The organism is Thiogranum longum, assembly GCF_004339085.1.
Lineage (GTDB): Bacteria > Pseudomonadota > Gammaproteobacteria > DSM-19610 > DSM-19610 > Thiogranum > Thiogranum longum.
Genome location: NZ_SMFX01000001.1, coordinates 1 through 26,179, shown reverse-complemented (window position 1 = coordinate 26,179; position 26,179 = coordinate 1). Strand labels below are relative to the sequence as shown.

At 56.1% G+C, this 26,179-nt stretch carries 25 protein-coding genes; 15 read left to right on the top strand and 10 right to left on the bottom strand.

Features of this window, described 5'->3' with window-relative positions; genetic code table 11:
* Positions 1-7 precede the first annotated feature (7 nt).
* Positions 8-2,044 carry an oligopeptidase A gene (gene prlC / locus DFR30_RS00125; protein WP_132970738.1) on the bottom strand — a complete coding sequence of 679 codons (2,037 nt, stop codon included), beginning with the start codon at positions 2,042-2,044 and terminating at the stop codon, positions 8-10.
* Between the two features lie 56 nt (positions 2,045-2,100).
* Here prlC and gorA point away from each other — a divergent pair, with 56 nt between their 5' ends.
* Positions 2,101-3,450 (top strand): glutathione-disulfide reductase, encoded by a 1,350-nt coding sequence (gorA, locus tag DFR30_RS00120; protein WP_132970737.1) that lies wholly within the window; start codon positions 2,101-2,103, stop codon positions 3,448-3,450.
* Between the two features lie 42 nt (positions 3,451-3,492).
* Here gorA and aroE read toward each other — a convergent pair whose 3' ends face one another.
* Together aroE and hemB are read right to left on the bottom strand one after the other, a co-directional pair.
* Positions 3,493-4,323, bottom strand: a complete 831-nt coding sequence (gene aroE, locus DFR30_RS00115; protein WP_132970736.1) for a shikimate dehydrogenase — start codon at positions 4,321-4,323, stop codon at positions 3,493-3,495.
* Positions 4,320-5,291 (bottom strand): porphobilinogen synthase, encoded by a 972-nt coding sequence (gene hemB / locus DFR30_RS00110; RefSeq protein WP_132974316.1) that lies wholly within the window; start codon positions 5,289-5,291, stop codon positions 4,320-4,322. The genes aroE and hemB overlap by 4 nt, the downstream gene beginning before the upstream one ends.
* 113 nt (positions 5,292-5,404) lie before the next feature.
* On the opposite strand from hemB, the gene DFR30_RS00105 reads away from it, so the two are divergent.
* Both DFR30_RS00105 and DFR30_RS14615 read left to right on the top strand, forming a co-directional pair.
* On the top strand, positions 5,405-5,962 hold the full coding sequence (locus DFR30_RS00105) for a hypothetical protein (RefSeq protein ID WP_207891767.1): 558 nt from the start codon (positions 5,405-5,407) through the stop codon (positions 5,960-5,962).
* Between the two features lie 223 nt (positions 5,963-6,185).
* Positions 6,186-6,320: a hypothetical protein gene (locus DFR30_RS14615; protein WP_279386868.1), complete on the top strand. Its 135-nt coding sequence runs from the start codon at positions 6,186-6,188 to the stop codon at positions 6,318-6,320.
* Positions 6,321-6,387: 67 nt separating this feature from the next.
* Here DFR30_RS14615 and DFR30_RS00100 read toward each other — a convergent pair whose 3' ends face one another.
* Positions 6,388-6,552, bottom strand: a complete 165-nt coding sequence (locus DFR30_RS00100) for a rubredoxin (protein ID WP_132970734.1) — start codon at positions 6,550-6,552, stop codon at positions 6,388-6,390.
* Positions 6,553-6,792: 240 nt separating this feature from the next.
* Here DFR30_RS00100 and DFR30_RS00095 point away from each other — a divergent pair, with 240 nt between their 5' ends.
* A complete protein-coding gene (locus tag DFR30_RS00095; RefSeq protein ID WP_132970733.1) occupies positions 6,793-7,680 on the top strand; it encodes a substrate-binding domain-containing protein in 888 nt (295 codons plus the stop codon).
* 39 nt (positions 7,681-7,719) lie between these two features.
* On the opposite strand, the gene hemF is transcribed toward DFR30_RS00095, so the two are convergent.
* From hemF to DFR30_RS00065, 6 genes are all read right to left on the bottom strand, one after another.
* On the bottom strand, positions 7,720-8,643 hold the full coding sequence (gene hemF, locus DFR30_RS00090; protein WP_132970732.1) for an oxygen-dependent coproporphyrinogen oxidase: 924 nt from the start codon (positions 8,641-8,643) through the stop codon (positions 7,720-7,722).
* Positions 8,644-8,654: 11 nt separating this feature from the next.
* Positions 8,655-9,218 carry an L-threonylcarbamoyladenylate synthase type 1 TsaC gene (gene tsaC / locus DFR30_RS00085; protein ID WP_132970731.1) on the bottom strand — a complete coding sequence of 188 codons (564 nt, stop codon included), beginning with the start codon at positions 9,216-9,218 and terminating at the stop codon, positions 8,655-8,657.
* Positions 9,215-11,524 carry a type I DNA topoisomerase gene (gene topA, locus DFR30_RS00080; RefSeq protein ID WP_132970730.1) on the bottom strand — a complete coding sequence of 770 codons (2,310 nt, stop codon included), beginning with the start codon at positions 11,522-11,524 and terminating at the stop codon, positions 9,215-9,217. The genes tsaC and topA overlap by 4 nt, the downstream gene beginning before the upstream one ends.
* Before the next feature lie 62 nt (positions 11,525-11,586).
* Positions 11,587-12,066: a DUF494 family protein gene (locus DFR30_RS00075; protein ID WP_165869040.1), complete on the bottom strand. Its 480-nt coding sequence runs from the start codon at positions 12,064-12,066 to the stop codon at positions 11,587-11,589.
* Positions 12,067-12,075: 9 nt separating this feature from the next.
* Entirely contained in the window at positions 12,076-13,218 is a 1,143-nt protein-coding gene (gene dprA, locus DFR30_RS00070) for a DNA-processing protein DprA (protein WP_132970729.1), read from the bottom strand.
* 94 nt (positions 13,219-13,312) lie between these two features.
* On the bottom strand, positions 13,313-14,341 hold the full coding sequence (locus DFR30_RS00065) for a LysM peptidoglycan-binding domain-containing protein (protein WP_132970728.1): 1,029 nt from the start codon (positions 14,339-14,341) through the stop codon (positions 13,313-13,315).
* Between the two features lie 213 nt (positions 14,342-14,554).
* On the opposite strand from DFR30_RS00065, the gene def reads away from it, so the two are divergent.
* The 11 genes from def to DFR30_RS00005 form a co-directional block, all read left to right on the top strand.
* A complete protein-coding gene (def, locus tag DFR30_RS00060; protein WP_132970727.1) occupies positions 14,555-15,097 on the top strand; it encodes a peptide deformylase in 543 nt (180 codons plus the stop codon).
* The gene (fmt, locus tag DFR30_RS00055) at positions 15,098-16,024 is read left to right on the top strand and encodes a methionyl-tRNA formyltransferase (RefSeq protein WP_132970726.1); all 927 of its coding nucleotides are present in this window, start codon (positions 15,098-15,100) and stop codon (positions 16,022-16,024) included.
* A gap of 37 nt (positions 16,025-16,061) precedes the next feature.
* Positions 16,062-17,396 (top strand): 16S rRNA (cytosine(967)-C(5))-methyltransferase RsmB, encoded by a 1,335-nt coding sequence (gene rsmB / locus DFR30_RS00050; RefSeq protein WP_132970725.1) that lies wholly within the window; start codon positions 16,062-16,064, stop codon positions 17,394-17,396.
* On the top strand, positions 17,393-17,989 hold the full coding sequence (locus DFR30_RS00045) for a DUF4390 domain-containing protein (RefSeq protein WP_165869039.1): 597 nt from the start codon (positions 17,393-17,395) through the stop codon (positions 17,987-17,989). Before rsmB ends, DFR30_RS00045 begins: the two co-directional genes overlap by 4 nt.
* A complete protein-coding gene (locus DFR30_RS00040) occupies positions 17,971-20,148 on the top strand; it encodes a sensor histidine kinase (protein ID WP_132970723.1) in 2,178 nt (725 codons plus the stop codon). The genes DFR30_RS00045 and DFR30_RS00040 overlap by 19 nt, the downstream gene beginning before the upstream one ends.
* A gap of 66 nt (positions 20,149-20,214) precedes the next feature.
* Positions 20,215-21,588: a sigma-54-dependent transcriptional regulator gene (locus DFR30_RS00035; RefSeq protein WP_132970722.1), complete on the top strand. Its 1,374-nt coding sequence runs from the start codon at positions 20,215-20,217 to the stop codon at positions 21,586-21,588.
* A gap of 7 nt (positions 21,589-21,595) precedes the next feature.
* Entirely contained in the window at positions 21,596-22,969 is a 1,374-nt protein-coding gene (gene trkA / locus DFR30_RS00030) for a Trk system potassium transporter TrkA (RefSeq protein WP_132970721.1), read from the top strand.
* 13 nt (positions 22,970-22,982) lie between these two features.
* Positions 22,983-24,434, top strand: coding sequence for a TrkH family potassium uptake protein (locus DFR30_RS00025; protein WP_132970720.1), 1,452 nt, complete (start codon positions 22,983-22,985; stop codon positions 24,432-24,434).
* A gap of 196 nt (positions 24,435-24,630) precedes the next feature.
* A complete protein-coding gene (locus DFR30_RS00015; protein WP_132970719.1) occupies positions 24,631-24,948 on the top strand; it encodes a hypothetical protein in 318 nt (105 codons plus the stop codon).
* Positions 24,949-25,190: 242 nt separating this feature from the next.
* Positions 25,191-25,613 carry a rhodanese-like domain-containing protein gene (locus tag DFR30_RS00010; RefSeq protein ID WP_132970718.1) on the top strand — a complete coding sequence of 141 codons (423 nt, stop codon included), beginning with the start codon at positions 25,191-25,193 and terminating at the stop codon, positions 25,611-25,613.
* A gap of 348 nt (positions 25,614-25,961) precedes the next feature.
* Positions 25,962-26,179 (top strand): DsrE/DsrF/DrsH-like family protein (locus DFR30_RS00005; RefSeq protein WP_207891916.1); only part of this gene is annotated, 218 nt, incomplete at its 3' end.

Sequence of the window (26,179 nt, the reverse complement as noted above, 5' to 3'; positions counted from 1 at the left end):
TTCTGGCTTACTGCTCAAGCCCACTGTGCCGGAGCAGTGCACGGATATCCGGCTCACGGCCACGAAACTGCCTGTAAAGCTGCATGGGATTGGCCGAACCGCCCTGTTCCAGAATATTTTCCAGGAAGCGCCGGCCACTTTCCCGGTTGAAGACGCCGGTTTCTTCGAACAGTGAGTAGGCGTCGGCCGATAACACCTCGGCCCACTTGTAACTATAGTAGCCGGCGGCGTAACCGCCGCCGAAGATATGTGAGAAACCGTGCGCAAAACGGTTGAATTCGGGTACCGGCACGACAGCAACCTGCGTACGAACCTGATCAAGCATTTCGTAGATTCGAGCACCTTTGTCAGACTGATATTCGTCGTGTATGCGCATGTCGAACAGGGCAAACTCCAGTTGTCTGACCATTTGCATGGCTGACTGAAAATTCCGGGCGCCACGCAGGCGTTCGAATAAATCATCAGGCAGCGGCTCTCCGGTTTCGACGTGTGATGAAATCAGGTTGACCGGTTCGCGTTCCCAGCACCAGTTCTCCATGAACTGGCTCGGGAGTTCGACAGCGTCCCAGGCCACGCCATTGATACCGGATACACTCGGGTAATCGACACGTGTCAGCATGTGGTGCAGGCCATGGCCGAATTCATGGAACAGGGTAGTCACCTCATCGTGGGTGAGCAGCGCAGGGCGGTCGCCAACGGGGGGGGAAAAGTTACAGGTCAGGTAGGCGACCGGCGTCTGCTGTTGATTTCCAATCATCAGTCGCGAGGCGCAGTCATCCATCCATGCGCCTCCACGCTTGTTGGCGCGCGCATACAGGTCGAGGTAGAAACTGCCTCGCAGTGTGCCGTCAGTATCGTGGATATCAAAAAAGCGAACATCGGTGTGCCAGACCGGGACACCATCACGTTCAGTGATGCGCAAGCCATAAAGCTGTTCGACCACATCGAACAGCCCCTTGATGACACGCGTGTGCGGGAACCAGGGTTTGAGCATTTCCTGCGAAAGGTCGTGTTGTTGCCTGCGCAGCTTCTCGGACCAGTAGGGGACATCCCAGGCCTGTAGCGTGTAGTCTGCACCCTGTTCCCGGGCAAACTCGCGCAGTATGTTCATTTCATTGTGCGCGGACGCGTGTGAGTGCTCGGCAAGCTCATTCAGAAATTGCAGAACCTGTGTCGGTGAGTCGGCCATCTTGGTCGCCAGCGAGTATTCGGCATAGCTTGCGAATCCCAGCAGTCGGGCCGATTCGTCCCGCAGCATGAGAATTTCATCCATCAGTGCCGTGTTGTCCCATTGACCGGCATGGGGGCCAGTGTCTGAGGCGCGCGTCATGTAGGCGGTGTAGAGCTCCTCACGCAGGGCACGGTTGTCAGCATAAGCTACGACAGGGAAGTAGGAGGGAAAATCGAGTGTGAACAGCCATCCTTGCGTGTTTTCATTTTCAGCGTGCTGGCGCGCCAGCTCAAGTGCGGATTCCGGCAGCCCGGATAACAGGCTTTCATCGGTGATAATTTTTTTCCACCCATGGGTCGCATCCAGCAGGTTTTCCTGGAAGCGGGCCTGTAATTCGGAAAGCCGTTGCTGTATTTCCTTGAAACGGGCCTGTTCGTCCTCACCCAGTGCTATGCCCATCAGGCGGAAGTCGCGCAGCCGGTGACGAATGGATTGCTGGCGCGCAGGATCCAGTGCGTCGAATTCATTACTGTTGGCAATGGCATTAACGGCCCGGTACAGACCTTTGTGCTGACCCAGTTCGGTTTCAAGGGCACTGAGTTTCGGCAGGCAGGCGTTATAGGCGGCGCGCAGGGCATCGCTGTTCATTACCGCGTTGAGATGGCTGACCGGAGACCACACGCGGTGCAGGCGGTTGAGTGCCAGTTCAAGTGGCGCCAGGGTGTTATCCCAGTTCCAGGGTGGCCCGGCCTGCAGCAAATTTTCTATTTCTGTGCGTACATCAGCCAGCGCCTGGTCTACCGCAGGCTCTACGTGTTCGGGGCGAATACGGTCAAAAGCAGGTAGTTCAGTCAATTCCAGTAAGGGATTCATGGTGTCTCGGCAGCTTTCCAGTAAAATGTGACCCCTGTACAACAACGGGGTATGTGATGAGCCAGCATTATGACCTGATTGCGATCGGTGGTGGTAGCGGCGGACTGTCTGTGGCGGAGCGTGCAGCCCGATACGGGGCGCGTTGTGCGGTGATAGAAAAGGGGCCGCTGGGCGGTACCTGTGTGAATGTCGGTTGCGTGCCGAAGAAGGTCATGTGGTTTGGTGCCAGTATTGCACACACCCTCGAAGATGCGGAGCACTATGGATTTCACCTCGGCGAAACAGCATTTGACTGGAAGGCACTGAAAACAAAGCGTGACAACTATGTGCACGGCATCAACGACTGGTACCACACCTATCTTGCGGACTCGAATATCGACGAAATCGTTGGAGAAGCGAGATTTGTCGATGCGCGCACACTGGAGGTCGATGGTCAGCACTACACCGCTGATCATATTGTCGTCGCTCCGGGCGGTGCGCCCATGCTGCCTGAAACACCAGGTGCCGGGCTGGGCATAACGTCCGACGGTTTTTTCGAACTGGAGAGCCTGCCGCGCCGCGTTGCCGTGGTGGGGTCCGGGTATATTGCAGTAGAACTGGCGGGTATGCTGAATGCGCTGGGGTCTGATGTCACCATGTTGTTGCGTCGTGAACACCTGCTGCGCGATTTCGACGCCATGCTGCGTGAAAACCTCATGGAAGAAATGCTCGGTGATGGTATCGACATACTTGCACGCACCCAGGTCAGGGAAGTGTGCGGCGCCGATGACGGCACACTGGTGATCGAATGCGAAAACGGTCAGCGACTGGAAGGGTTCGACGAGCTGATCTGGGCCATAGGTCGTTACCCGTTGAGCGCAGGGCTGGCACTGGGGAAGGCCGGTATCGAAGTCGATGCAAGCGGTTACATCCCTACGGATAAATTTCAGAACACCAATGTATCAGGTGTATATGCCATCGGCGATGTAACCGGGCAAGCGCAATTGACGCCGGTTGCGATTGCTGCCGGTCGCCGGCTCGGCGACCGCCTGTTCGGTGGCATGGCAGACCGGCATCTGGCTTATGAGAATATTGCCACAGTCGTTTTCAGCCACCCGCCAATCGGTACAGTCGGACTGACGGAAAGTGAAGCGCGTGACCAGCACGGCGAGGCGGTCAAGGTTTACCAGACACGCTTCACCGCCATGTATAACGCGCTTACCGAGCGCAAACAGAAGACCGCCATGAAGCTGGTGACCGTCGGTGCGCAGGAAAAGGTTGTCGGGTGCCACGTCATCGGCCCGGGTGCGGATGAAATGTTACAGGGCTTTGCGGTCGCTATCCGCATGGGCGCAACGAAGAAAGACCTTGATGATACGGTGGCGATTCACCCGACCAGCGCGGAAGAGCTGGTAACCATGCGCTGATGTTCGGGGTGGTTGCTTGCGTGAGGCCAGAAACCGGCCCCGTTATGAATTTCTGAGAGCTTCAATGACCGGCAGCGTATCCGGCATTACACCGCGCCACAGGCGAAACGATTCGGCTGCCTGTTCCACCAGCATGCCCAGTCCATCAAGCGCTTTTGCTGCATTGTGTTCAATACAATGGCGGACAAAGGCAGTAGGCTCCGATGAGTACATCATGTCATAGCACAAGGTGTGCTTATCAATGACGTTATCGGGTAAAGGGGGTACTTCACCACCCAGTCCCGCTGCCGTTGCGTTGATGATTACATCGAAATTGCCGTGTATTGCATCGAAGCCGCTCGCGCTGAGGTCGCCGAATTCCTCGAAACGTTCCACCAGTTCCCGCGCGCGCAGAACGGTGCGGTTGGCTATGTGCAGGGATGCTGGTTGTTGTTCAAGCAGCGGGAGCATGACGCCACGCGCCGCACCACCGGCACCCAGCATCAGGATGCGTTTGTCTTTCAGTTCCACGCCGTGATTGCGGGTCAGGTCCCGCACCAGCCCTGCGCCATCGGTATTGTCACCGTACAGCGTGCCATCCCTGAACATCAGGGTATTGACCGCGCCGGCAGGTTCGGCGCGCTCACTCAGACGGTCGGCAAGCTCCCAGGCCTGTTGCTTGAACGGCACAGTAACGTTGAGTCCCTTGCCGTCATTGCGATACAGGAAGTTTGTTACGGCCTCGGCAAACCCGTCTTCCGGCACCAGCAGGGCATCATAGCGCAGTGCCTGGCCGGTCTGCTCGGCAAACATGCGATGGATCTGTGGTGACTTGCTGTGAGCAATCGGGTTGCCCATGACGGCGTAACGGTCAACGTTATCCGCTTCAGTCATCCTTCACGCAGCCATTGGGCGGCGCGTTTGGCAAAATAGGTCAGTACACCGTCTGCGCCGGCGCGTTTGAAAGCCAGCAGCGATTCCATAATGACCGCTTTTTCGTCCAGCCAGCCGTTCTGTGCGGCAGCCATAAGCATGGCGTACTCGCCACTCACCTGGTAGGCAAAAGTGGGTGCACCGAACTGGTCTTTCACGCGACGAACGATATCGAGGTAGGGCATGCCGGGCTTTACCATGACCATGTCGGCACCTTCGTCGAGATCCAGGCTGACTTCCCACAAAGCTTCATCACTGTTGGCAGGATCCATCTGGTAGCTGTATTTGTTGCCGCCCCCAAGGTTTGCGGCCGAACCCACGGCGTCCCGGAACGGACCATAAAAGCTGGAGGCGTATTTGGCCGCGTAAGCAAGGATGCGGGTATTGCGGTGGCCGGCAGCTTCCAGTGCCGTGCGGATGGCACCAATACGACCATCCATCATGTCGGATGGCGCGACAACATCGGCACCGGCTTCGGCATGGGAAAGTGCCTGCTTGACAAGAACGTCTACGGTTTCATCGTTAAGGACATAGCCGTTCTCATCAATCAGGCCATCCTGGCCATGGCTGGTGAAAGGGTCGAGTGCCACATCGGTAATCACTCCGAGTTCGGGTAGCTGACATTTCAGTTCTCGTACTGTGCGTTGTGCCAGTCCATCCGGGTTGAAGGCTTCAGCTGCGTCATCACTTTTGGCAGCAGGGGGTGTTACCGGGAACAGTGCCACGGCAGGGACACCCAGCTCATGGAGTTCGGTGGCTTCCTGTAGCAGCAGGTCAATACTGCGGCGCTCTACACCAGGCATCGAGGACACGGCTTCACGCTGGTTGCTTCCCTCGAGCACAAACAGCGGGCAGATAAGATCATCGGCGGAAAGTCTGGATTCACGCATCAGGCGTCGTGAAAAGTCGTCACGGCGCATGCGTCGCATGCGTACATCTGGATAGCGGCCACGGCCGGTTTCAAATTCGGACACGTTATGACTCCCTGTTAATCGTAGGAACCCGAGTGGCGACAGTGTACCCTGTGTGTAGTTGCAGAACTATGTCACGGGGAGTGATTTTGCAGGCACCGGAGCCATTATCACAGTTGTTATCGGACAATGACCTGTCACTGGCCGACTGGTATGGCGAGCCACTGGATGCACGGCAGGCAGAATACTGGGTCAGGCAATTACTGGCATCGTCTGCCCGAACCAGACTGCGTTTTCGCGATCGCCTGGCTGAACTGGTTGCGCGTTACTGGTCAGGACGCGATGCTGAAATGAGCTATTACAGTTTGTTGGCCATCGCACAGAATGATATTGAACGTGCTCTTCTGGAGCTCTGCTATGGTCAGCTGCTGCTGGCGCGAAAGCGGCAGCCGGCACGAAAGCACCTTGATGCCGGTTTTGCGCTTGCGGCACATCTGTGGCCAGCGGACGATTATTTTCGTGTGATGAAACGGCATCAGGCGCTGGCAGTACTCCCTCTATCCACCAAAACGGCAGCCCCGTCCGGTCTTGAAGCGTTGCTAAAGGAGGCCTGCGTCATCGATCGGCTGACAGGTACTGCCCGGCATCATGACCATGCTGAAGGTGAGCATTGCGATACGCTGGACTAGGTTTCGGGATTTTCTTGATGTCTGACAGGTAAAAATGGCGGTTGGTTGACGATTGCACGGCGGTCAATTGCGGATGCACACGCATTAGAGCGTCAAGAAGTTGTTGGTGCTTTTCCCAAACAATAAAATATATCTATAAATAACAAAGCACTAACAAATTATATCGAAGCTGGCATCATGTTTGCATTTACTTTGGGCAGGGACGGGAATCGGTAGCCAATGGATGGCTAAAGTCAAAGCCGTGTCGGCCGTTACAAGGGACAAGGTCGACAATCCTGATCCATGGATGGAACTCGATTCGGACTGTGCCTTCTCATTGAAGGCACACTCCAAATCAAACAGTTTCATTGTTGTGTGACTGACTCCTCCGACGCTGAAAAGCGTTTTTCGCCCCGCCACTTTGGCGGGGTTTTTTTTAGCCTGTTCTAGATTTCGACCATCTCAAAATCGGACTTGGTTACACCACAATCCGGGCATTCCCAATCCTCCGGAATATCGTCCCAACGCGTGCCGGGGGCAATGCCGTCATCCGGCCAGCCAGCAGCTTCGTCATAGACAAATCCGCAGACCACACATTCCCATTTTTTCATAGAGAGTTTCCCCGGGACCGTATTAATTTCAGTTCGTTACGTCAGTATACCAGCTGCCGGAAATGTTTTGCCCGCGGATCGCTGGGGGATTAATTATTATTAAAAGTGGCCGTTAATATGTTGAGTAACAGCCTGGCTATAGCAGTGGCAATGCGCGTAGTGGCTCCAAACCGCTGTAAGCGGTGTCTGGTGAGTGAAAATTTGTTTCCTGGGGGGAACTCGATGAGAAGGATGAATGAAATGAAAAAGGCCTTTATATTTCTGGCGCTGTTGGTACTGGGGCCAGTCTGTGCGCTACCGGTACTCGCTGAGCAGCAGCCTGCACTGCATTGGGTCGGTTGTGGTATTTCCAAAAAAGCCTACCTTGTGGCGCTTGCAAAAGCTTATGAGAAGAAAACGGGAATCGTTATCGATGTTCAGGGCGGTGGAGCGACGCGCGGCATACGTGACGTCGCCAGTATGTCGGCTGATATGGGCGGTAGCTGCCGGCGCAGAATACGCGGTGTTCCAGAGGAAAGCGGTATTGTCCAGGTGCCGGTTGCCTGGGATGCGCTGGTCGCTATCGTGCACAAGGACAGCCCGGTAGACAATATTTCACTTGAAGATTTACGCATGATATATCTCGGCCAGATTACCAACTGGAAGCAGCTGGGTGGCGAAGACATGCCAATACGTCTGCTCGCCCGCAAAGGAAAGATTTCCGGTGTTGGCAGTACTGCGCGCAAGTTGATGTTTGACAATTTCGATCAGGAGTTTGCCGCCAGCGAGTTATTCGATTCATCAGGCCCGCTTGAAAAGCAGGTTGAAAACGAGCCTGGAACCATTGCGATTTCAGGTATCAGCAGTGCGCGCAAGCGCAACGTGAAAATTCTCGACCTGAACGGAAAGTCACCGACGTATGAAAATGTGCAGACGGGTGAATATTTGCTCTATCGTCCCCTGTACATGGTTTATAATAAAAAAAGTGAACATGCTGACATGGTCAGGGAGTTCATCCGTTTTGCAGGTAGCAAGGAAGGCCGCGCTGTGATTCGCGCTAACAATACGGTGCCTTATCTTGAAGGGCTGAACCTGTTACGGGTTAAGCTGAAGGAATCAAAAATGGCGCGTGACGGCGGTCTGCACTAGCTAACAAGGTTGAGTGTGACTGGCCTGTTTCAGGCCAGTCTAGACCCAGTCCTGCGGTTTCAGAAAAATATCGTAAAGCACTGCCTCGGCAGAGCCTGCTTCAGGCTGCCAGTCATAACGCCACTTCACCAGTGGTGGCAGTGACATTAATATTGACTCGGTGCGCCCACCGGTCTGCAGGCCGAATAGCGTGCCACGGTCATATACCAGGTTGAATTCCACGTAACGCCCGCGCCGGTAGAGTTGAAAATCACGCTCCCGCTCTCCATAGGCAATGTCCTTGCGTTTTTCCACAACAGGGACGTAAGCCGGCACATAGTGATCGCCAACGCTGCGCATAAACGCAAAGCTGTCAGCAAAACCCGGTGTATTGTAATCATCGAAAAACAGCCCGCCGATACCGCGTGGTTCATTGCGGTGCTTCAGATAGAAGTATTCATCGCACCATTGCTTCAGGCGCGGATACAGTTCATCCCCGAAAGGTTCACAAGCCTCTTTTGCCGTCTGGTGCCAGTGTCTGGCATCTTCCTCAAAACCATAATACGGCGTAAGGTCGAAACCACCACCAAACCACCAGACCGGGTCGGCGCCTTCCTTTTGCGCAATAAAGAAACGTACGTTGGCGTGTGAGGTCGGCGCATACGGATTGCGCGGATGTATCACCAGAGAAACACCCAGCGCCTCGAAGCGACGCCCTGCCAGTTCCGGCCGGTGTGCGGTGGCCGAGGCGGGCAGTTGTTTGCCATGAACATGTGAGAAATTAATACCGGCTTTCTCGAGTACGGTGCCCTCTTCCAGCACGCGTGAGCGGCCACCACCACCCTCGTCGCGAACCCACGTGTCTTCATGAAAGGGGGTGTCGGGTTCAAAAGTCTGCAGGGCGTCACAGATGCGGTCCTGCAGGTCCATCAGGTAATCACGCACTGCTGCGATATCAGGTAGATTGTGGTCGATTTGCGGCATAGTGTTTCCGGTTAACGGATGATGCGCCCGGTCTGCAGGTCGCGGATGCGGGTGGGTTGTTCCAGCCCGCCCAGTGCACCGGGTAAACAATAATCGATCCCGGTCGGGAAGCGAAGTTGTAGTTCCAGCCGTGAACGGGCCGGGGGCTTGCTCTCCTGGTTGGCGCTGGTGGAGACAATGGCGCTACCAGTGGCATTGCACAGGCGTTGTACTACCGGGTGAGCGCTTACGCGCACTGCAAGCGTATTCCGGCCACCGGTCAACCAGTCAGGGCAGTGTCTGGCGGCGGGTAGCAACCAGGTGTGTGGGCCAGGCCAGCTCGATTCGAGAGGTTGGTCCAGTTTACGAGGAACCGGTGCAACCCAGGGTTGAAGCTGCTGCCGGGAAGCGGCGACCAGAATCAGGCCTTTTTCAATACGGCGTTGCTTGAGTGCCAGCAGCCGCATCACGGCATAAGGATTTGCAGGGTCACAACCCAGTCCGAACACGGCTTCGGTCGGGTAGGCGACGATGCCACCATGACGGACACAGCGCGCCGCCTGTGAAACCTGCCACTGTGACGGAAAGCGGCTCAATCGGCGTTACTGGTTTCTTCGGCCTCGTCCTGCTCGAAGGGCTCGGCAAAGGAACAGTCCTGCTGCGGGCAGACACGCTCGGTGCCGCGTTTCTTTGTCGTCTTGATGGTCAGGATTGGCCAGTTGCATTTGGGGCACGGGCCTTCCACCGGTTCGTTCCACACGGCGTAGTCACAGTCCGGGTAGGTCGAGCAGGAATAGAAGATTTTGCCGCGCCGTGATTTACGCTTGAGCATAGTGCCCTTGCTGCACTTCGGGCAGGCCACACCGGTGTCTTCGGGTTTTTCCAATGGCTCTATGTATTTGCAGTCCGGGTAACTGGAACAACCGATGAATTTACCGTAACGCCCGCTGCGGATAATCAGTTGTGAATCACACTCGGGACAGTTACGACCTTCTACGATCTCCGGTTCGCTGCTTTCTCCGTTGTCATCGAGGTTGCGCGTGTAGTCGCACTCCGGGTAGCCGCTGCAGCCGACAAAGCGACCGCGTCGTCCCAGTCGAATGTTGAGTGGCTTGCCGCATTTGGGGCAGTCCTCACCCAGCGGTTCGGTTGTAACTTCACTGCGCGAAACGCTTTCTTCCTTGTCCTTGACCAGTTCCTTGAACGGGTACCAGAACTCCTTCATCAACGGGATCCATTCCTTTTCGCCACGCGAGACGGCATCGAGTTCATCCTCGAGACGCGCGGTGAAGTCGTAGTCCACATACTTGGTGAAGTGATTGGTGAGAAAATTGCTGACAATGCGGCCGACGTCGGTAGGCTGGAAACGTTTCTTTTCCAGTGTCACATACTCGCGCTGCTGCAGGGTCGAGATGATAGTGGCATAGGTCGACGGGCGGCCGATGCCGTGTTCTTCCAGCGACTTGACCAGGCTGGCTTCGCTGTAGCGCGGTGGCGGTTCGGTGAAGTGCTGTTCCGGGCGAATTTTGTTCAGATCGACCGTGTCGCCTTTTTCCAGCGGCGGCAGACGATTTTCATCGCTACCACCCTTTTTGGCGTCGTCCACACCTTCCTGATAAACGGCCATGAACCCCGGGTCGGCAATAGTGGAGCCGGTTGAACGTAGTGTGTTGCCGTCGCCGACGTTGAAATCCACGCCAACCGTGTGAATGGTCGCGTGCTTCATCTGGCAGGCAACGGTGCGTTTCCAGATCAGGTTGTAGAGCTTGTACTGGTCGGAACTCAGATGTTTCTTGATCTCTTCGGGAATATTCCTTGCCGAGGTCGGGCGGATCGCCTCGTGGGCTTCCTGCGCATTCTTGGCCTTGGTCTTGAACTGATGTGGCTTGTCCGGCAATGCCTTGTCGCCGTACCGCTCACTGATCAGTTCGCGTATCTCTTCCAGCGCTTCGTTGGCAAGATTCACCGAGTCGGTACGCATGTAGGTAATCAGACCCACAGCGCCTTCGCCGATGTCGATACCTTCATACAGCTGCTGCGCCACGCTCATGGAGCGCTTGGTGGTAAAGCCAAGCTTGCGCGAGGCTTCCTGTTGCAGCGTCGAGGTTGTAAAGGGCGCCGCCGGGTTACGCTTGCGCTGTTTCTTCTCGATGGTGGTGACGGTCAGCTTGCCCTTCGCGGCTTCCAGCAGTTCTTTTTCCGCCTCGTGCGCCGGCTTCTCCTTGTTGATAGAAAACTGGCTGAGTTTCTTGCCATGCAGGTGTGTAAGTCTGGCAGTGAAGGCCTGCTTGTCTTTTTCGAGGTCGGCCTCGATGGTCCAGTATTCGCGTGGCTTGAACTTCTCGATTTCTTCTTCACGCTCGACAATCATGCGCAGCGCCGGGCTTTGCACGCGGCCCGCAGACAGGCCACGACGGATTTTTTTCCACAGTAGCGGAGACAGGTTGAAGCCCACCAGGTAATCCAGCGCGCGGCGCGCCTGCTGCGCATTCACCATGTCCACAGACAGCTCGCGCGGGTGCTCAACAGCATCGTTGATGGCACGCTTGGTAATCTCGTGGAACACCACACGGTGAGCTTCCTTGTCCTTGAGGATGCCGCGTTCTTTCAGCAGTTCAAGCAAATGCCAGGATATGGCTTCACCTTCGCGATCCGGATCAGTCGCGAGGTACAGGGTGTCAGCTTTTTTCAGGGCCTTGACGATGGCGTCGACGTGTTTCGAATTACGTTCGATGACCTGGTATTTCATGGCGAAATCCTCGTCGGGTTTCACCGCCCCTTCTTTGGGTACAAGGTCGCGGACATGACCGTACGAGGCCAGGACTTCAAAGCCCTTGCCGAGGTATTTTTTAATGGTCTTCGCCTTCGCGGGCGATTCCACAATAACGAGATTTTTACTCATAGTCTGTATAGCTAAAAGCCGCACAGTGTGCGGCTTGAGGCTGAATTGGGTTGTTGTTCCGGTTAGTGCAGGTAGCCACCCGGCACACTGTCAAACACCAGGTCTTCCATCCAGGCATAGGCGGCTTCGGCGCCGGGCTGGTTGAACAGCACCATCAGAATGACCCACTTTAACTGGCCGATATCAAAATCATCCGTGTCCAGCGCCATGGCGCGATCGATAACGCGCTCGCGCGACTCGGGCGGCAGAATGCCCATCTGTTCGAGGAACAGCAGAAAACCGCGGCTTTCTGTATCCAGGCGTTCGCACTCCCGGTCGGAAAACAGCCGTATGGCATTCTCGGTTTGCGGGGACTGAATTTCGTGCTCCTGCACCGCGAGACCTTCCAGCCACTCAAACGCCTGGTTGATTTCCATTGACGGGAAGCCGGCTTCCACCAGTTCGGTGTGCAGGGATTCACGATCCGGGCTCAGATCGGTTTCCTCATCCATGTAATAGTGCTCAAACAGATACATCAGCACGTCAAACATATTTTCTTTCATTTCAAGCCTCTATCGTACGCGGGTATAGCGCCCGCCAGCACTGGAAGCGAGGTGACCCTCCAGCTCCAGCATGAGCAGCATGGAGGAAACCTCTTCCGGCGTCAATCCGCTGCGTTGCACCAGCTCATCCACGCTGATGGCGTCATAGCCCATGCTGTCGAGCAATTTCCGGTAATCCTCTGCAAGCTGAGGGGTTTCATCAGGCTTCGAATCCAGGGTTACGGCAGGTTTCTGTGCCACCGGGACCAGTGGGGCCAACTCTTCGAGGATATGCTGTCCGGTCTCTACCAGCTTTGCGCCTTCCCGGATCAGCGCATGGCAGCCGCGTGCCAGCGGGTTGTGGATGGAGCCCGGGATGGCGAATACCTCACGGCCCTGGTCACGAGCCAGGCGGGCGGTAATCAGGGAACCGGAGCGCAGGGCCGCTTCTACGACCAGGGTACCAATACTCAACCCGCTAATGATGCGATTGCGGCGTGGAAAATTACCGGCTTGCGGCGGAGTGCCGGGCGGAAATTCGGAAACCAGTGCCCCACAGCCGGCAATGCGGTGCGCGAGTTCGTGGTGGCAGGCGGGATAAACCCGGTCCAGCCCTGTCCCGGTGACGGCCAGTGTGCTGCCGTGCCCTTCCAATGCGCCTTCGTGTGCGGCTGCATCGATGCCGGTTGCCAGCCCGCTGCTGATGGTCAGGCCGAATTCCGCCAGGTAGGCAGCAAACTCTCTTGCCAGCGCCAACCCTGAAGGTGTCGGGTTACGGCTACCGACGATAGCCAGCTGCGGCTGACCCAGGTAGTCCGGGTCACCGTGGACATAGAGCAAAGGAGGTGGATCGGGGATCTCCTTCAGCTGCTGAGGGTAGCGTGGGTCATCCAGGCTGATAATGTGGTTGTCCGGTGCTTCGTTCCAGCGCAGATCGTTTTCGATGGCGTCCCGATCCGGTTGCTGCAAGCCTTCTATACAGTTATCCGGCACTCCGGCCCGGCCCAGCTGTGCGTCAGAAGCGGAAAATACAGCATCGATCGTTCCAAAGGCTTCCAGCAGGCGGGTAATGCGGCGACTGCCCATCCCGTGCAGGTGTGCCAGTGCCAGCCAGTGATAGAGGGTGTCGTCAGTTGCTGTGTCGTTGTCGGGTGTTTCCGGGTGTGGTCTCATCCTTGAGTTCCTCCCAATAAAAAGCCGGTACCTCGAAACATGATATTACCATGCCCGAAGGTACCGGCTTTTGCCAGTAAAGAACGCTTGCCGGTCAGGGCGCGCGGATGTGGTCTCCGACATGCAATGAGCTGGTGGCTTTCATGATCAGGCCAAAGCTGACCTTGTCGAAGGTGCGGAATACCATTAACAGGCCCGCGCGCTCATCGGGCAATTTCACCACGTCCTTGGGGTCTTCGCTGACCTGGTCAGGGATGGTTACGCCACGCTGTTCAACGGCAAACACAGTGCCGACATCGACATTTTCGCGATTACCACGGTTTATCACGACGACCTGGTACTGGCCGATCTGGCTGACACCATCGACCACCGCGATAATCGTACCCTCAACCTCGCTGTCGCTCGCGTGAGGAGTGAAATAGGCGTAGACATCCTCCTGCGTCATCGGCATCACGCGGTCGCCGGTATTGATTTCCCGGGTGGTGTGATCCAGCTTCAGGGTTGAAGGGTCGCCAAAGCGCTCGCTACGGCCATCGCCGAGATACAGTGCTTCAAAGCCGAGCACTTCTCCGCTATCGGGATCAATGTAGGCATCGCCCGGGCGGAAGACGTTATATCGATTGCCCTGGTCGGCACTGATGCCACGTACATAAATGCGGTCACCGGCACCGACAATGAGGTGCTCGCCTGCGCTGGAAACGACATAGGCTGCATTTTCCATGGTGTCCTCATCGACCACCAGCGGCTGAGTCAGGAACTGCTGGATACTGTCAATCGGAATCGTTGGAATGGCCTGGTCCAGCCGTTCTGCGCGCACTTTGGGTGACAGCTTGAAGGTACCCTTGCCACGCTGAATACGCAGCTGTGGCTTGCCGTCGACGTAAACCAGGTTGATCACGTCACCGGGATAGATAAGATGTGGATTTTCGATCTGGGGATTCACGTACCAGATTTCCGGCCATAGCCAGGGGCTGTCGAGGAATTTTCCGGAAATATCCCAGAGTGTGTCCCCCTTGACGACCACGTAGCGGTCTGGGTGACCTTCCTTCAGTGTCACCTGGTCTGCGAATACGGCTGTGGCCAAAAGTGCCAGAGCCAGCGCCAGCGATTTGAGTATCGACATATGGGCGTCCCTTTATTACGTTCCGTTTTTTGTCTGTATTGCGCGCCGACCCACCGCCAACGCAGTTATCCGGTCATAGTTAACGGCAGCCGGCTCGCGGAGTGTAGCGAATTTTGTTCCACCACTAAATAGCGGGGAGTTGGCCAAACAGCCTAATGATCATTATGTTAGAGTATATTCACAAAGTAGACGATAGATTGTGACGTAAATCACATGGCGAAGCTCGAAATACTCCATTTTCCCGATCCCCGGCTCCGTACCCGGGCGAAACCCGTCGAAGAGGTTGACGCCGCTTTGCGCGAGTTGATCGAAGACATGTTCGAAACCATGTATGCAGCGCCCGGTATCGGCCTCGCCGCCACCCAGGTGAACGTCCATCAGCGGGTTCTCGTGATCGATTTGTCCCAGGAGCATGATGAGCCGAGGGTCTTCATCAACCCGGAGATTCTCGAGAAAGACGGTGTGGAAGAAATGGATGAAGGCTGTTTATCGGTCCCCGGCATCTACGAGCGCGTGAAGCGTGCCGAGCATATCCGCGTGCGGGCGCTGGACCGTGACGGGCAGATATTCGAACAGGAAGCCGATGGCTTGCTCGCCGTCTGTATCCAGCATGAAATTGACCACCTGGATGGCAAGCTGTTCGTCGATTACCTGTCGTCGTTGAAGCGTAACCGCATCCGCAAAAAACTGGAAAAGCAGGCGCGTCACGGTGATACCGAAGGTGCTGCCGAGCAGCACGCTGAACCTGTTATCTGAATGCGTATTGTTTTCGCCGGTACCCCGGATTTTTCTGTTCCCGTGCTGCAGGCGCTGCTGGACAGTGGGCACGAAGTTGTCGGTGTTTATAGTCAGCCCGACCGCCCGGCTGGCCGGGGCAGAAAGCTGCGGCCCGGACCCGTCAAACAACTTGCCCGGCAGCATGATATTCCTGTTTTCCAGCCTCACAGCCTCAAGGATAAAGCCGAGCAGGCCAAGTTGGCCGCACTCAAACCCGACCTGATGGTTGTTGTGGCCTATGGTCTGATACTCCCCGGGGCGGTACTGGACATACCCGCGCGGGGTTGTGTCAACCTGCACGCTTCACTGCTTCCTCGCTGGCGCGGTGCTGCCCCGATCCAGCGCGCCATTCTGGCCGGTGACAGGGAAACCGGGGTGTGCCTGATGCAAATGGAGGCCGGACTTGATTCCGGCCCCGTGCTGGCGCAGGTAAAAACCGCGATCTGTGACGACGAGACCGGTGGCTCCCTGCATGACCGCCTTAGCCGGCTTGCTGCAGACCTGCTCGCCCAACACCTTGACGACCTGGCGGCAGGGCGCCTGACGCCTGCACCCCAGGATGAGTCGTTGGTTACCTATGCTTCCAAGCTCGACAAGGCGGAAGCTGCCATTGACTGGACCCGTGATGCCGATGAGCTTGAACGTCAGGTGCGGGCATTTAATCCCTGGCCGGTAGCGCAGGCGGATTACCAGGGTGAAAAACTGCGTATCTGGGACGCTAGGGCAATCCATGACGTGCCGGCTGACATGCCGGGGACCGTTGTGGCTGCCGGGCCTGAGGGTATAGATGTTGCCTGTGGTCAGGGCGGTCTGCGCCTTCGAGAGATCCAGCTGCCCGGGGGCAAGCGAATGTCCAGCAAGGATTTTCTCAATGCGCGCTCGGTCGATGGACGGGTGTTGAAATGAGGGGCGGCAGCGTGCGAATGCTGTGGCTGCCGGTAAAATGAATACACAGGATGCCCGGGTGCGCCAGCCCAGGGAACTGGCAACCCGGCTGGTATTCCAGGTACTCGAACAGGGCGAGTCGCTGGCGGGCATTTTGAACGCGGAAATGGCCGCTCTCAACGACCCGCGCCAGCGCGCCTTTACACGGGAACTTGTGCTGGGGACGCTCCGCTGGAGGAACAGGCTCGAGTTTTTTCTTGGCAAACTCCTGCAGAAACCTCTGCGCAAAAAAGACCGGGATCTGCACGCGCTGTTGCTGGTTGGTCTTTACCAGGTATTGATGCTCGATACTGCCGATCACGCGGCGGTGAGTGAGACGGTGGACCTGGCGCGGCATACCGGCAAGAGCTGGGCTGCGGGACTGGTCAATGGTGTGCTACGAAACGCACTGCGGCAGTCTGACTCGCTACTGGCGGAAGCCGATACTGTACCCACGGCCCGCTGGTCCAGCCCTGACTGGTGGATTAAACAGCTGCAGCACGACTGGCCGGATCACTGGCAACAGATACTGGAAGGTGGAAACCAGCGCGCGCCCATGGTGTTGCGGGTCAACTCGCAGCAATCGAGCCGGGAGGCTTATATTGAGCTGTTGCTGGAGGAGGGCATTGGCGCCCGACCGCATGCCCTTGTGGATAGCGCTATCGAACTGGACATGCCGGTTCCGGTCGATAGTCTGCCGGGCTTCCGTGCCGGCAGCGTTTCCGTGCAGGATGCGGCCGCCCAGCTTGCGGCGCCGCAGTTGATGCTTGAGCCGGGGCAGCGCGTACTGGATGCGTGTGCAGCGCCTGGCGGCAAGACCGGTCATATCGCAGAGGTTGTGCCGGATGCGTCATTACTGGCATTGGATAACACGCCGAATCGTCTGGAGAACGTGGAAGAAAATCTTCAGCGACTGAAACTGAAAGCTGAAACGGTGTGTGCGGATGCGGGGGCAACCGGCGACTGGTGGGATGGCAGGCAGTTTGACCGCATACTCCTGGATGCCCCCTGCTCTGCGAGTGGCGTAGTACGCCGGCATCCTGATATCAAACAGCTGCGCCGGGAGTCGGATTTGCCCCGCTTGTCCGCGCAGCAGCGGCGCCTGTTGAACGCGCTATGGCCCTTGCTCGCACCAGGCGGTATTCTCTTATACGTTACCTGTTCGGTCTTCCGTTGTGAAAATACCACTGTGGTAGAGGCTTTCATGGCGGAACATGACGATGCCGCCGAATTACCACTGGAAGCAGAGTGGGGTCAGCCGCTATCTGTCGGGCGCCAGCTGTTGCCAGGGGAACAGGGCATGGACGGATTTTATTACGCACGCTTGATAAAAGGATCGACAGTCTCCCCGTGACAGAGCAAACAACAATAACAGCTGACAGGTGCCAGGCTCGCCATCGTTGGCGTTTGTCGCTGTGGTTACTGTCCTGTTGCCTGCTGTTTACGCCGGTCGATGCCAGCGACCCACAGATACATGATACCCGCACCTTGCTGGTTGACGGCGTTTACCGGGTTGGTGCACGTGTTGATCTCAACCTCAATGATACTTTGCAGGAAGCACTGCACAATGGCGTCCCGCTGGTGTTGAAGCTGAGTATCGAGGTTATTCGGGAGCGGGAGTGGTTATTCCCCGAGCGGGTTGCCCAGCTGGAACAGAAGTATGAACTCGAGTATCACGCGCTGACAAAAACCTATCTGGTCAGGGTGCTCAGCACGGGGGCACAGCACAGTTTTCGCACACTGGACGATGCCCTGACCTTTATTGGCAATATATATGACTTGCCACTGATCGATGCAAACCTGCTGCGTCCCGGGCGAAAGTACTGGGTAAGAATGCGCACTGACCTGGATGTAGAAGCTTTACCCACCCCGATCCGGGTGTGGGCCTATCTTGGTTCGGAATGGAGTCTGCAAGGCGACTGGCACCGATGGCCATTGCTGCCGTAAACCGATCACGTCTCGGCATCTGGCCGATGCTGGTGTTGTTTGTCATCCTGCTGGTGTCCCTGTCACTGATGAGTGATGCGACCCACAATTCCGAGCGCTTTGGCCAGATGTATTCATGGCTGCTGTTGCTGAATGCACTGGGCCTGGTCGTGTTGATTGGCCTGATCAGTACCAACCTGTTCTGGCTGGTATCCCAGTACCGTACCCGCGCCCCTGGTGCGCGTCTGACATCACGTCTGGTTATTACCTTTGTTATTCTCGCGGTGTTACCGATTGCAGTAGTGTATTACTTCTCCCTGCAGTTTTTGCAGCGGGGTATCGATTCATGGTTTGACGTGCAGATCGAACAGGCACTGGATGATGCGCTGGAGCTGAGTCGAGGCGCGCTCGATGTACGGCTCGGGGATTTGCTCAAACTCACCGAGAAAGTGGCTACCGAGCTGGGTGAAATGTCTCCCACGGCATTGCCTTTCGGTCTTTACGATCTGCGTGTGCGCAGTGGTGCGGTTGAACTGACGGTATTCGGGATGGACGGGCGCATTGTTGCTTCCAGCAGTACCGAGGGCACTGACATAATCCCGCGCCGCCCCAGTGACCAGGCTATGTTGTCACTGACACCGGGGCGCTCCTACGTAGGCCTCGACCCGATTGATAATGAGTTGTTTGTGCGGGCTGTGGTCCCGGTGACTACGACAAAGCGTGCAGCAGAGCCGCTTACGTTGCAGGCGCTGTACCCGATTCCGGAGCGCCTGGGGCGACTGGCCAGCAATGTCGAGAACCAGATCGTGCGTTACCGCAAGCTGGCCTACCTGCGGACACCGCTCAAGTACAGTTATACGTTGACACTGTCTCTGGTGGTGGTGCTCAGCCTGTTGTCCGCTGTCTGGGTGGCGTTCTATTCCGCACGCCGCATGGTGGAGCCTATCGGTGTTCTCGCTGAAGGGACGCGTGCGGTTGCTGAAGGGGACTACAGCAAACGGTTGCCGGTAGACAGTGAAGATGAGCTGGGATTTCTGGTGAGATCCTTCAATGACATGACGCGACGGCTTGCTGCTGCAAGAGACCAGACGCGTCGTGGCCAGCAGGAAGTGGAAAGTCAGCGCGCCTACCTGGAAACCGTCCTGGGCAGCCTGTCATCAGGTGTGTTGAGTATTAACGGTGCCGGAGAGTTGCGTACCGTAAATGAGTCGGCGTGCCAGATTCTGGGCATTGACCTCAGTCGCGAGCTTGGCAAGTCGCTGGAGGAAATCCAGGCTGAACATAAATTCCTCGAGCCATTGTTATCGCTGGTGGCAAAGCGGCACGCCGCGCAACAGCTCGACTGGCAGGAGCAGGTCACGCTGTTCGACAACGCAGGTCGTCATGTTCTGATGTGTCGCAGTACCGCGCTGCCGGTCAGCGATGACCTGTCCGGCGGTGAAGTCATTGTCTTTGATGATGTGACGGACCTTATCCGCGCGCAGCGTGACGCAGCCTGGGGCGAGGTGGCGCGGAGGCTTGCGCACGAGATCAAGAACCCGCTCACGCCGATACAGTTGTCGGCAGAACGTCTTCGTCACAAGTACCTGAAGTCGATGGATGAGGAAGAGGCGGAAATTCTGGACCGCGCCACGCGAACCATTGTGCAACAGGTCGATACACTGAAAAAAATGGTCAATGCGTTTGGTGACTATGCCCGTGCACCCATGCTGCAGCTGGAGCCACTGGATCTGCACGAACTGATACGGGATATTGCAGAGCTGTACCGGGGCTCGAGCCTGCGCATACAGTTGGATCTGGCCGAACCTTCGCCCATGATCAGTGGCGACGCGGGTCGCATGCGACAGCTGCTGCACAATCTTTTTAAAAATGCACTCGAAGCGGTGCGTGACAAGGACGACGGGGAGCTCACTGTACGTTCAAAATGGGTGCTGGAATCCGGTGATCGCTTTATCGAAGTCAGTTTCTTGGACAATGGAAGCGGTTTCTCCGATGATGTGCTCGAGCGCCTGTTTGAACCTTACGTAACCACAAAAACACGTGGAACCGGCCTCGGGCTGGCTATCGTGAAGAAGATTGTCGAAGAGCACAACGGGCAGATTCGTGCACAGAATACCGAGCAGCATCATGCCAGTATCGAGCTGCGTTTCCATGCCGAAACACGGCGCTCACTCTCGTAATGTCGACAGTCCGGTCATGAATGTCGTATAAAGGCTCCCTTAACCCAGCAAGCAACAGGTATCCACATGTCCTCCGGACACATTCTGGTGGTAGACGACGAACCGGACATTCGTAATCTGGTCAAGGAAATCCTCGAGGACGAGGGTTTCGAGGTCAGTATTGCGGAAAGTGGAGAGGCGGCTCGTCAGGCGCGTCGCAAACGTCGCCCTGATCTGATTCTTCTCGATATCTGGATGGACGATGTGGATGGCATAACGTTGCTGCGCGAATGGTCTGAAGGCAGCGGCTTGCCTTGTCCCGTTGTGATTATGTCCGGTCACGGTACTGTTGAGACAGCAGTCGAGGCAACTCGCCTTGGCGCCTATGATTTCATTGAAAAACCCATTTCGCTGGCCAAGTTATTACTGGTGGTCAACCGTGCCCTGGAGTCCGAGAAGCTGCAGCAGGAAAACCAGGGTCTCAAACGTCAGGCGTTGCCCGTCGCAGAACCGGCCGGCAAGAGCGATGTCATGCAGTCACTTCGCCAGCAGGCGCAGCGTATTGCCCAGCACAATACCTGGGTGCTGGTGAGTGGTGAGCCAGGTTCCGGCAAGGAAGTCGTGGCACGCTATATCCATGCGCACAGTAACCTGCGTGACCAGCCGTTTGTCGAGGTGGCGGTTGGCTCCATGTCGCCCGAACATTCAGCTGCAGAGCTGTTCGGCAGTGAGGAAGGGAACAATATTACCTATGGCCGTCTGGAACAGGCCAATAGCGGGACATTGTTGCTGGGTAATATCTCGGACATGGATATGCAGACCCAATCGCGCCTGCTTAGCGTGTTTCAGACGCATTCTTTTCTGCGTATGGGCGGCACAGAACCGGTGCCGGTCGATATCCGCGTGATCGCGACGACTTCGGATGACCTTGAGGAGGCCGTCAAGGCAGGGCGCTTCCGCGAAGACCTGTATTACCATTTGAATGTGGTTCCGCTGACCGTGCCGCCATTGCGCGAGCACAGCGAGGATGTGCCTGAATTACTCAATTACTACGTGGACCGTTTTGTGGTCCAGGAAAATCTGCCCTACCGGGAGTTCTCCATTGCTGCACAGAACCGGCTGCGTAATTATGGCTGGCCCGGTAATATCCGTGAGCTGAAAAACCTCGTGCAGCGCCTGCTGATCCTCGGCCAGGGTCCGGTCATTGAAGTCGAGGAAGTCGAAGGCGCGCTTCAGCATGAACGGACGCCTGCAAGCAGCGACGAGGGTGGTGCGGATCTGCCGCTGGACCTGCCGCTTCGGGAGGCTCGCGAACAGTTCGAGAAAGTTTATCTTGAGCACCAGCTGCAGGAAGTAGGTGGCAGTGTGGGCAAGCTTGCCAAGCGTGTGGGTATGGAGCGCACACACCTGTACCGCAAACTGCGCGGTCTGGGTATCGATTTCAAGAAAGGCGGCGACTGATCAGCCTATGAAAATAATCATTCTTGGTGCAGGACAGGTCGGGTCTTCGGTGGCCCAGAACCTTTCCAGTGAAGCCAATGATATTACCGTAATTGACCACCGTCCTGATATTCTTCAGGACTTGCAGGATCGGATTGATATCCGCACCGTGACCGGTCATGCCTCGCACCCCGAGATCCTGACCCGTGCCGGCGCTGAAGATGCGGATATGATTCTCGCTGTAACCAACAGCGATGAAACCAACATGGTGGCCTGTCAGGTGGCCTACACACTGTTCCATACACCGATCAAGATAGCCCGTGTACGTGCACCGGAATACCTGAAGCACCCCAAGCTGTTTTCACAGGAAGCGCTGCCGGTCGATGTGTTCATCAGCCCCGAGCAGCTGGTGACAGATTATATCGAACGTTTGATCGAACAGCCGGAAGCCTTGCAGGTACTGGACTTTGCAGACGGTCGAGTACAGCTGGTGGCGGTGCGTGCCGTGCGTGGTGGCCCTCTGGTCGGGCAGGAGTTGTGTGAGCTGCGCGAGCACATGCCCGGTGTGGAGGCCAGGGTGGCTGCGATCTTCAGGCGTGGCGCAGCCATCTTGCCCGAAGGCGATACTGTCATCGAAGCGGATGACGAGGTGTTTTTTATCGCTGCACGCAAGCATATTCGTGCTGTGACCAGCGAGCTTCGAACGTTGGGAAAACGGGTCAAGCGGGTGATGATCGCAGGTGGTGGCAATATTGGTTTGCGCCTGGCCGAGGCAATCGAAGGTCGTTACCAGGTCAAGCTGATCGAATGCAATGCGGAAGTCGCAAGATTGCGTTCCGAGCAGCTGGAGTCGAGTATTGTGCTGCTTGGCGACGCAGCGGATGAAGAGCTGCTTATCGAAGAGAATATCGAGAATACCGATGTCTTTTGTGCGCTCACCAACGATGAGGAAGCCAATATTCTTTCCGCCATGCTTGCCAAGCGTCTGGGCGCACGCAAGGTAATGTCGCTGATCAATCGTCCGGCCTATGTCGACCTGGTGCAAAGTGACGCCATCGACATTGCTGTGTCCCCACAGCAGGCGACGATTGGTAGTCTGTTGACCCACGTCAGGCGCGGCGATGTGGCGGTGGTGCACTCATTGCGCCGCGGTGCCGCCGAGGCTATCGAGGCTGTGGCGCACGGTGACAGCAAGAATTCACGCGTGGTCGGGCGTACCGTGGAAGAGATACGCCTGCCACCGGGCGCGACCATTGGCGCCGTGGTACGTGGCGAAGAGGTATTGATTGCGCACCATGACACAGTCATCCAGAGTGAGGATCACGTAATTCTGTTTCTGATCGACAAACAGAAGATCGCCGAGGTCGAACGCTTGTTCCAGGTCGGCGTTACGTTCTTCTGAAGCGGCCCGGACCATGAGTTTTGGCACCATTCAGCGAATTCTAGGGCTGTTGCTTATGGTGGCGAGCCTTACCATGCTGCCTCCGCTGGTATTGGCGTTGTGGCTGGAGGAGGGTAGCCAGGCCGCGTTTCTGATGGCCTTTGGCGGTGTTCTGGTCAGTGGCGCCCTGTTCTGGTTCCCGGTACGCAGCCAGCGCCGCGAGTTGCGCGTGCGTGACGGTTTTGTAGTGGTTTCTCTGTTCTGGGCGGTACTGGCCCTGGTCGGCTCGCTGCCCTTCTCGCTGGCAGACCATCCGCACATGAGCTTCACCGATGCGCTGTTTGAATCCATGTCGGGCCTGACGACCACCGGGGCAACCGTAATCACCGGTATTGACCGATTACCGCGATCTATCCTTTTCTATCGCCAGGAACTGCAGTGGCTGGGTGGTATGGGGATTATCGTGCTTGCCGTTGCGGTGCTGCCCATACTCGGGATTGGTGGTATGCAGTTATACCGGGCAGAAACCCCTGGCCCGATGAAGGACAACAAGCTTACGCCGCGCATCACGGAAACAGCCAAGGCCCTCTGGTATATTTACCTGGCCCTGACGGTCAGTTGTGCACTGGCCTACTGGGTAGCTGGCATGGACGTTTTCGATGCCGTCGGGCACAGTTTTTCCACAGTGGCGATTGGCGGGTTTTCAACCCATGATCTGAGCATCGGTTACTTCCAGAGTACAGCGATTGAAACGGTCGCTGTCGTATTCATGCTGCTGGCAGGCATCAATTTTTCACTGCACTTTGTGGCCTGGCGCTCGCTGAACCCACTGGCCTATTTTCGCGATTCAGAGTTCCGGGCGTATATGGCGGTGCTGGGGCTGGCCGCGACGGTGACGGTCTCTTACCTCTACCTGAGCGGGACTTTTGAGCGCTTTGGCGATGCGCTCCACCATGGTATTTTTCAGGTGGTTTCAATCGGTACTACCACCGGATTTACCACAGCAGAGTATTTTCACTGGCCGGGATTCCTGCCCGTGATGTTGCTGTTCATCAGTTTTATCGGTGGCTGCGCCGGTTCGACGGGGGGTGGGATGAAGGTAATTCGTTTTCTGCTACTCTTCAAGCAGGGAATGCGTGAAATCAGTAGACTGGTGCATCCCAGCGCCCAAATACCGGTTAAAGTGGGAAATAAAGCCATGCCAGAACGCGTTGTTGAGGCGGTGTGGGGATTTTTTGCTACCTATATCGGCTGTTTCACCTTGATGATGCTTGCCTTGCTGGCCACCGGCCTGGACCAGGTGACGGCCTTTTCCGCCGTAGCGGCATGTCTGAATAATCTGGGCCCCGGTTTGGGGGAAGTCGGCTTCCACTATAGTGATATCAATAACACGGCCAAATGGGTGCTGACACTGGCGATGCTGCTGGGACGTCTGGAAATCTTTACCCTGCTGGTGCTCTTGTCTCCGGCCTTCTGGCGGCGATGAGTCTGTTATTCGATAAACTGAACCTGCCGGCTTGGGCTAACTGGCGGGCACAGGATGCCGATGGCAGTTGGTGGGTCTATGAGATTGAGCCGCAAGAGTATCACCAGGGGTGGTACGAGAACGAACTGGGACGGCGAATGAAGGTCGAGGCAGGTAAGGCCAATCCGGAATGGAGGAAAACCTTGGGGCGGATTCAATGGGTATAATTGATAATCTGGAGAAAATGCTGGCTTCCGGCAGGGACAGCGCATTGCTCAGGTATAGCCTTGGTGTTGAGTATCATAAAAAAGGCGATCTGGATTCATCCGCCATGCATTTGTCGAGTGCAGTAGAGCAGGATGCTGCTTATTCGGCCGCCTGGAAAGCTTATGGGAAAGTGCTGGCTGAGGCGGGGAGGGGTGAAGATGCTGCCCAGGCCTGGCAAACAGGTATTGAAGTTGCTGAGCGAAATGGCGATATACAGGCCGCGAAGGAGATGAAGGTATTTCTGAGGCGTATCCAGAAGTCACAGTGAATGAACAGGAAAGGGTTATAAATATTGACGTAACCGTATTAATTTAAAATATTAAGGTTAAAACCCACTTTATGATTCTATTTGTATATTTCTGGATTATTCTGAAAAATATGACTTTAAGTGGTAAATAATATTTATTTATTTTGATATTTAACCGAAATTGTGTGTATTTATGTTGAATAAATAGGTTTTAAGGAAGCGCTATACTTCAAAAGCAATGAAATATTGAGAGATCGAAAGCTATGGAAGACGTAACATCACTGACACCGCAGGAAGCCTGGCGCCTGATGCAGGATGAGCCACGCAGTATTCTGATTGATGTCCGCTCCGATATGGAGTTTCTGTTTGTCGGGCACCCGGTTGGCGCTATACACATTCCCTGGATCGATTACCCGGACTGGAATCTCAACCCCAATTTTGTCACCGAGATACGCAAGCTGGTGCTCGGTGGGATCTGTCATGAGACGGTAGAATCAAGCGCACCTGTCCTGCTTATCTGTCGCAGTGGAAAGCGCTCACTGGAGGCAGGCAACCTGTTGATTAAAGAAGGATTTTGTGGGGTCTATAACATTGCCGAAGGTTTTGAGGGTGAACTCGATGAGCACCACCACCGGGGCACCACCGGCGGCTGGCGCTTTCAGGGCTTGCCCTGGGAGCAGTGCTGAAAAATAATTGATGGCTTTGTCGTCGATTGCAGTCATTTGTTTGACCCCGAAAAACTCCGCTCATATACTCGGGTGCTGGGTGCCAGCCCTCTGCCAATTTGTTCAGGTTGCTATTCGTGATCTGCCGGTAGCGGCACTGAATTCCTGTTTTGGGGTGCGGTCTTGCTTCGCAATGGTGCAGCATCCGCTTATATAATTTTAGTAAAAACTATCCGCATAAAAACGGCTAGGAGGAGATAACTGATGTCAGATATGAACGAAGCACAAATGGACGAGTGGCTGAACAAAAAACTGGATGAGTTGCTGCCGACCAAATTGCAGACAATTGAAGAGTCACGGACCCCGGCCATGGCGATCATTGCCACCAAGGGTACACTGGACTGGGCTTACCCTCCCTTTATCCTGGCTTCCACCTCGTCCGCACTCGGCTGGGATACCTCGATTTTCTTCACCTTCTACGGCCTGCTGCTACTCAAAAAAGACCTGAGTGACGCCATGGTCAGCCCGCTGGGCAACCCGGCCATGCCGATGAAAATGCCGTTCGGTCCCAAGTGGTTCCAGGACTT

What these genes read in the sequence shown, in the direction of transcription:
- DFR30_RS14615 (WP_279386868.1), top strand. Translation starts at nt 6,186, where the DNA reads ATGGCTAAAGTCAAAGCCGTGTCGGCCGTTACAAGGGACAAGGTCGAC.
- prlC (WP_132970738.1), bottom strand. Translation starts at nt 2,044, where the DNA reads ATGAATCCCTTACTGGAATTGACTGAACTACCTGCTTTTGACCGTATT.
- DFR30_RS00035 (WP_132970722.1), top strand. Translation starts at nt 20,215, where the DNA reads ATGTCCTCCGGACACATTCTGGTGGTAGACGACGAACCGGACATTCGT.
- DFR30_RS00040 (WP_132970723.1), top strand. Translation starts at nt 17,971, where the DNA reads ATGGCCATTGCTGCCGTAAACCGATCACGTCTCGGCATCTGGCCGATG.
- rsmB (WP_132970725.1), top strand. Translation starts at nt 16,062, where the DNA reads ATGAATACACAGGATGCCCGGGTGCGCCAGCCCAGGGAACTGGCAACC.
- def (WP_132970727.1), top strand. Translation starts at nt 14,555, where the DNA reads ATGGCGAAGCTCGAAATACTCCATTTTCCCGATCCCCGGCTCCGTACC.
- aroE (WP_132970736.1), bottom strand. Translation starts at nt 4,323, where the DNA reads ATGACTGAAGCGGATAACGTTGACCGTTACGCCGTCATGGGCAACCCG.
- gorA (WP_132970737.1), top strand. Translation starts at nt 2,101, where the DNA reads ATGAGCCAGCATTATGACCTGATTGCGATCGGTGGTGGTAGCGGCGGA.
- trkA (WP_132970721.1), top strand. Translation starts at nt 21,596, where the DNA reads ATGAAAATAATCATTCTTGGTGCAGGACAGGTCGGGTCTTCGGTGGCC.
- DFR30_RS00015 (WP_132970719.1), top strand. Translation starts at nt 24,631, where the DNA reads ATGGGTATAATTGATAATCTGGAGAAAATGCTGGCTTCCGGCAGGGAC.
- DFR30_RS00105 (WP_207891767.1), top strand. Translation starts at nt 5,405, where the DNA reads ATGTCACGGGGAGTGATTTTGCAGGCACCGGAGCCATTATCACAGTTG.
- DFR30_RS00025 (WP_132970720.1), top strand. Translation starts at nt 22,983, where the DNA reads ATGAGTTTTGGCACCATTCAGCGAATTCTAGGGCTGTTGCTTATGGTG.
- DFR30_RS00065 (WP_132970728.1), bottom strand. Translation starts at nt 14,341, where the DNA reads ATGTCGATACTCAAATCGCTGGCGCTGGCTCTGGCACTTTTGGCCACA.
- DFR30_RS00100 (WP_132970734.1), bottom strand. Translation starts at nt 6,552, where the DNA reads ATGAAAAAATGGGAATGTGTGGTCTGCGGATTTGTCTATGACGAAGCT.
- fmt (WP_132970726.1), top strand. Translation starts at nt 15,098, where the DNA reads ATGCGTATTGTTTTCGCCGGTACCCCGGATTTTTCTGTTCCCGTGCTG.
- DFR30_RS00010 (WP_132970718.1), top strand. Translation starts at nt 25,191, where the DNA reads ATGGAAGACGTAACATCACTGACACCGCAGGAAGCCTGGCGCCTGATG.
- topA (WP_132970730.1), bottom strand. Translation starts at nt 11,524, where the DNA reads ATGAGTAAAAATCTCGTTATTGTGGAATCGCCCGCGAAGGCGAAGACC.
- DFR30_RS00095 (WP_132970733.1), top strand. Translation starts at nt 6,793, where the DNA reads ATGAAAAAGGCCTTTATATTTCTGGCGCTGTTGGTACTGGGGCCAGTC.
- DFR30_RS00075 (WP_165869040.1), bottom strand. Translation starts at nt 12,066, where the DNA reads ATGAAAGAAAATATGTTTGACGTGCTGATGTATCTGTTTGAGCACTAT.
- hemF (WP_132970732.1), bottom strand. Translation starts at nt 8,643, where the DNA reads ATGCCGCAAATCGACCACAATCTACCTGATATCGCAGCAGTGCGTGAT.
- hemB (WP_132974316.1), bottom strand. Translation starts at nt 5,291, where the DNA reads ATGCGACGCATGCGCCGTGACGACTTTTCACGACGCCTGATGCGTGAA.
- dprA (WP_132970729.1), bottom strand. Translation starts at nt 13,218, where the DNA reads ATGAGACCACACCCGGAAACACCCGACAACGACACAGCAACTGACGAC.